This window comes from Nocardia sp. NPDC058497, assembly GCF_042720195.1.
In the GTDB taxonomy this organism is placed as follows: Bacteria; Actinomycetota; Actinomycetes; order Mycobacteriales; family Mycobacteriaceae; genus Nocardia.
Map to the genome: position 1 here is coordinate 1 of NZ_JBHXMY010000441.1, position 5,073 is coordinate 5,073.

At 67.8% G+C, this 5,073-nt stretch carries 7 protein-coding genes and 1 pseudogene; 6 read left to right on the forward strand and 2 right to left on the reverse strand.

What is annotated here, in order from left to right:
* Positions 1-86: 86 nt before the first annotated feature.
* Both ACFWPJ_RS24215 and ACFWPJ_RS24220 read left to right on the forward strand, forming a co-directional pair.
* A pseudogene (locus ACFWPJ_RS24215) lies at positions 87-845 on the forward strand (phosphoglucosamine mutase); the annotation flags it as partial.
* Between the two features lie 131 nt (positions 846-976).
* Complete coding sequence (locus ACFWPJ_RS24220) at positions 977-1,342, forward strand: hypothetical protein (RefSeq protein ID WP_378854680.1); 366 nt, start codon at positions 977-979, stop codon at positions 1,340-1,342.
* Position 1,343: 1 nt separating this feature from the next.
* On the opposite strand, the gene ACFWPJ_RS24225 is transcribed toward ACFWPJ_RS24220, so the two are convergent.
* Both ACFWPJ_RS24225 and ACFWPJ_RS24230 read right to left on the reverse strand, forming a co-directional pair.
* The gene (locus ACFWPJ_RS24225) at positions 1,344-1,775 is read right to left on the reverse strand and encodes a hypothetical protein (protein WP_378854681.1); all 432 of its coding nucleotides are present in this window, start codon (positions 1,773-1,775) and stop codon (positions 1,344-1,346) included.
* An 8-nt stretch (positions 1,776-1,783) separates the two neighbouring features.
* Positions 1,784-3,424 (reverse strand): ABC-F family ATP-binding cassette domain-containing protein, encoded by a 1,641-nt coding sequence (locus ACFWPJ_RS24230; protein ID WP_378854682.1) that lies wholly within the window; start codon positions 3,422-3,424, stop codon positions 1,784-1,786.
* A gap of 146 nt (positions 3,425-3,570) precedes the next feature.
* On the opposite strand from ACFWPJ_RS24230, the gene ACFWPJ_RS24235 reads away from it, so the two are divergent.
* From ACFWPJ_RS24235 to ACFWPJ_RS24250, 4 genes are all read left to right on the forward strand, one after another.
* Positions 3,571-3,762: a PspC domain-containing protein gene (locus tag ACFWPJ_RS24235; protein WP_019045152.1), complete on the forward strand. Its 192-nt coding sequence runs from the start codon at positions 3,571-3,573 to the stop codon at positions 3,760-3,762.
* 94 nt (positions 3,763-3,856) lie between these two features.
* A complete protein-coding gene (locus ACFWPJ_RS24240; RefSeq protein WP_378854683.1) occupies positions 3,857-4,165 on the forward strand; it encodes a DUF6802 family protein in 309 nt (102 codons plus the stop codon).
* Positions 4,166-4,261: 96 nt separating this feature from the next.
* Entirely contained in the window at positions 4,262-4,594 is a 333-nt protein-coding gene (locus ACFWPJ_RS24245) for a hypothetical protein (protein WP_378854684.1), read from the forward strand.
* Positions 4,595-4,603: 9 nt separating this feature from the next.
* The coding region (locus ACFWPJ_RS24250) for a hypothetical protein (protein ID WP_378854685.1) at positions 4,604-5,073 on the forward strand (470 nt) is incomplete at its 3' end.

Genomic DNA, 5,073 nt, shown 5'->3' on the forward strand with positions numbered 1-5,073 from the left:
ACCACACCAACCTCTCCCACCACCACTACGTAACCCTATATTAATTACGTTCTCGGGGGATCGTCGATGTTTATAAGAGACCGGTGTACCGGGAGGCGGGCGCGACGGTGATCGCGATCAACGCCGAGCCCAACGGCCTCAATATCAACGACGGCTGCGGGTCGACCCACCTCGAGGCCGTGCGCGCCGCCGTCCTCGAGCACGGCGCCGACCTCGGCATCGCCCTCGACGGCGACGCGGACCGCTGCCTCGCGGTGGACGCCGCGGGCGAGATCGTCGACGGTGACGCGATCATGGCCGTGCTGGCGCTGGCGATGCGCGACGCGGGCGAGCTCGTCGACAACACCCTGGTCGCGACCGTGATGAGCAACCTCGGCCTGCACATCGCCATGCGCGCCGCCGAGATCACCGTGCTCACCGCCGCCGTCGGCGACCGCTACGTACTCGAGGAACTGCGCCGCGGCGGCTACAGCCTGGGCGGCGAGCAGTCGGGGCACGTGGTGTTCCCGCGCTACGGCACCACCGGTGACGGTGTGCTCACCGGGCTGCGGCTGATGGCGCGGATGGCCCAGACCGGGCGCCCGCTGGGCGAGCTGGCCGCGGTGATGAGCACCGTGCCGCAGGTGCTGGTGAACGTGCCGGTCAGCGACAAGGCCGCCGTCGCCGCCGACCCCGAGGTGCGCGAAGCGGTCGCCGAGGCCGAGCGGGTGCTCGGTGAGTCCGGCCGGGTGCTGTTGCGGCCCAGCGGAACCGAGCAGCTGGTGCGGGTGATGGTCGAGGCCACCGACCCGGCGCAGGCGCGCCAGCTCGCCGACGATCTGGCCAAGCAGGTCGCGGCGGTCTAGTTCGCTCTGGCGGGTCACGCCGGGTCCATCTAGTATCGGCTTACGCCGTATTGACCTGTGTGCTGGTGGCGCGTGTGCTGCTAGGCGCACCGGACAGTTTGGCGCGCAACACGATTCGAAGGGGGCGATTCATGGTGCCGCCGCTGCCTGCCCGGAACTACCGCGACGAGGACCGCTACCCGCTCGACTACGATCCGTATCACCGCTGTGGTGGGGCGTGTGGCAGGCCGGGGTGTCGTGAGGTGCCGCAAGGGTATTCGCACACCGTCCCGATCCGGGACGAGGGTTACGGCCAGCCGGTCGAGCACTACGAGCCGGTCCCTGAACCGTCGCGCGGGTATTCGTTCCCCGTGCCGCGGGTGCCGCGCTCGCGGTCGTTCATCGTTGTCGTGGCGATTCTTGTCGCCACCGGTTCTGCCGGGCTGATCGGCGCCGCGCTCGGTTCCGGCATCGACCTGTTCGGTGCCGCGGAAACGGCTGTGGTGCAGTCGTTCTGAGCTAGAACTGGCCGACGACGAAACCGCTGAACAGCACCAGGAACCCGAGGATCTCGCCCGCGATCAGCCCGTACATCGACATCCGCAGCGCGGCGGGGATACGGCCGGCGAATTGATTGGTGGTGTCGCGTCGCCGGCCGTGCAGCACGTAGCTGGCGATCGCACCGACGAAGAACGCCAGGATTACCAGGTCCGCCGTCAGGTTGACCGCCGTCGGCCACGCGCTGAGCTCGGTGAACACCGCGAGCAGGATCCCGGCGAAGGAATACAGCAGGGCGGCGCGGTGCGCGATGTCGACGTAGATGTGCGCCGCGCCCTCGGCCGAGGTGCGGATGCCGTGGTACTTCCACACCCCGAGCAGCAGTGCGGTCAGGAAGATCAGGCCGGTGACGAGCAGCGTGACGCGGGTATCGATGCCAAGTGTGAGGTCCATGGTGCGTCCTAATCCTCGGTGAGCGATCCACCGGCCATGTGCCAGCGGCGGGTCGCCCGAACAGAATCCAGCATCCGGCGATCGTGCGTCACCAGAATCATCGTGCCGGTGAAGGATTCGACGGCCTGCTCGAGCTGTTCGATGGCGGGCAGGTCGAGGTGGTTGGTCGGCTCGTCCAGGACAAGCAGGTTCACCCCGCGCGCCTGCAGCAGGGCCAGCGCGGCGCGGGTGCGTTCGCCGGGGGAGAGGGTGTCGCAGGCGCGGGTCACGTGCGGGCCGCGCAGGCCGAATTTCGCCAGCAGCGTGCGGACGTCGGCGTCGGGCCAGTCGGGCATCGCCGCGCTGAAGGTGTCGGTCAGCCGCTCCGATCCGCGGAACAGTCCGCGTGCCTGGTCGACCTCGCCGATCTCGACGCCGGAACCCAGTGCGGCGGAACCGGAATCGGGGGCGATCTTGCCCAGCAGCAGGCCGAGCAGGGTGGACTTGCCGGAACCGTTGGCGCCGGTGAGCACGATCCGATCAGCCCAGTCGATCTGGGTGGTGATCGGACCGAGGGTGAACTCGCCGCGGCGCACGACGGCATTCGCGGCGGTCGCCACCACCGCACCGCTGCGGGGCGCGGCGGCGATCTCCATCCGCAGCTCCCACTCCTTGCGCGGCTCCTCGACCACGTCCAGGCGTTCGATCCGGCGCTGGGTCTGGCGGGCCTTGGCCGCCTGCTTCTCGGTCGACTCGGCGCGGGTCTTGCGGCCCATCTTGTCCGAGTCGTTCTTGCCCTTACGCCGTGCGTTGCGCACCCCGTGCTCGAGCCAGTTGCGCTGCATCTGCGCCCGCGCCTCCAAACCGGCCTTGGTGTCGGCGAATTCGTCATAGGCCTCACGCGCGTGCTTGCGGGCGATCTCGCGTTCGGCCAGATACGCCTCGTACCCGCCGTCGTAGAGCCCGACCTGCTGCTGCGCCAGATCCAGTTCCAGCACCTGATTCACGGTGCGCGCCAAGAACTCCCGATCGTGGCTGATCACCATCAGCGGCACCCGGATGCCTTTGACGAAGCGTTCCAGCCGGTCCAGGCCGTCCAGGTCGAGATCATTGGTCGGCTCGTCGAGCAGCAGAATGTCGAAGCGCGACAACAACACCGAGGCCAGACCCGCTCGTGCGGCCTGCCCGCCGGACAGACCTGTCATCGGGGTGTCCAGGCCGCTCGCCAGACCGTCGGTGAGGCCGAGATCGGCGGCCACCTCCTCGGCGCGCTGATCCAGATCGGCCCCACCGAGGGCGAGCCAGTGTTCGAGCGCGGGCGAGTAGTCGTCTTCCCCACCCTCGCCCAGACGCTCCGCCGCCGCATCCATCACCTGCTGGGCAACGGCAACGCCGGTCCGGCGAGAGAGGAATTCGAGCACGGTCTCGCCGTCGATGCGCTCCGGCTCCTGCGCCAGGTACCCGACCGTCGCGTCCGGCGGGCTCAAGGTGATGGCGCCGTCGCCGGCCGCGCGCTCGGCCAGCATCCGCAGCAGCGTCGACTTGCCCGCGCCGTTCACTCCCACCAGCCCGATCACGTCGCCAGGGGCGAGGGTGAAGTCGAGGTCGGCGAAGAGGGTCCGCTCGGCGTGGCCGGCGGACAGACCGGTGGCTTGCAATGTCGTGCTCACCTCTTAAGTCTGCCCGCCTAGGGGTAGGACCCTGAGATCGGGCCCGGCAGAAATCAGGGTGCGGATGGGTCTGCTGACCGATGCGGGGGAGGGGTCGTGCTCGGCACACTGGAGCTATCACCAGCTCGACAGGAAGGCCTCACACAATGACCGCCCCCGCCCGCCGCTTCACCCGTTCGACCAGCGACAAATGGATCGCCGGCGTCTGCGGTGGCATCGCCGAGTACTTCGGCTGGAACGCCAACATCGTCCGCCTGGTCTTCGTCGTCTCCTGCCTCCTGCCCGGCCCCCAGTTCCTCCTCTACCTGGTCCTGTGGCTGATCATGCCCAAGAAGTAGCGCCCGACCGCTCCGGCAACCGCTCGCGGATGACAAGATGGTGGAAGTCTCACCGCGCCGTCATCCGCGAGTTTTCCGTTTGAGGAGGAGTCCCATGGTCACCTCGGGCGACATCCCCGGCCTCGGTCTACCCGACATCGACGCCCATTCATCCCTCGGCGGCCTCGGCCCGGTCGAGCTCCACTCCCCGTCCCAGGACCTCGACGGTGACGGAGTCGTCGACTCCCTCACCGATGCCACGCCCCACGACACCAGCGTCTGGTCGGACTTCGACCACGACGGGATCGCCGATCATGTGACGGTGGTCGAGGGGGATGGGGATTATGCGGCGTGGGAGTACCACCGCTTTCCCGATGGGACGTCGGAGTGGCGGCGGACGGACCAGGGGAATCTGGGGGAGTGAACTTTTCTCGCTGGTGATGGAACCGGCGAGGGGGTTCGTGCGTCGAAGTTGGTAAGACGCCGTTGAGGCGTGTCCGGAGTGTGGGGAGGCGGGGGTATGGGCGACAAAGTTTCTGGCGGACTCGTGGTGAATCAGGCGGCGATGACCCAGACGGTCGACAGCCTGAAAGACACGGTGTCGACCCTGCGTACTTCGGCAAAACAGGTCGCGACCCTGGAATGGGGCGCGGCGGATGCCGGAAGGGCCTATACCGGCAGTGGACAGAAGATCGATGGCGCCCTGGATCGGGTGGTCGGTTGGGCCAAGGTCTGGACGACAGCATCCGAGGGGCTTGCGGATGCGATCGGTAAGGCGGCCATCGAGTACACGGATGTCGACACGAAAACCGCACGCGGTCTCGACGGTGCCGCGCAGGCTCCCGCGAAGTGAGGTGCGGCGATGACGAAGTCCATCGACGACATCCTCAACGACGGCGCTCCCGGTCTGCAGTACTTCGAGCAGTTGGGACCCCGCTACGTCGCAGCCTTCGGCGGAAGCTTCAACTTCTACGAGTTGGTGCGACCGTACGACAACGAGCGCGATCTGAGCATCGCCAAGCTCGACGCCGCCGAAAGTGCGCTTCGTCAGCTGTTGACCACGGCTGACGCCAAGATCGCCGCGCAACAGTCGGCTGCTCAGTCGATGCAGACGGGCTGGCAGGGTGCGGCCGCCGAGGCCGCTGCGGGTCAGCTGGGTCGGATCGCGACAATGGCGGGCGAGGACCGTGACGCGGTACGGGCGTTCGAAGCGGCACTGACCAAGGCGGCGGCGGAGATTCCCGGGCTCGTCAAAGCCAAGGCAGACACGGTTTTGAAACTGACAGACGGCGCGGTGGAACTGTACGTAGGCGGGAAGCCCAATTCGATGCC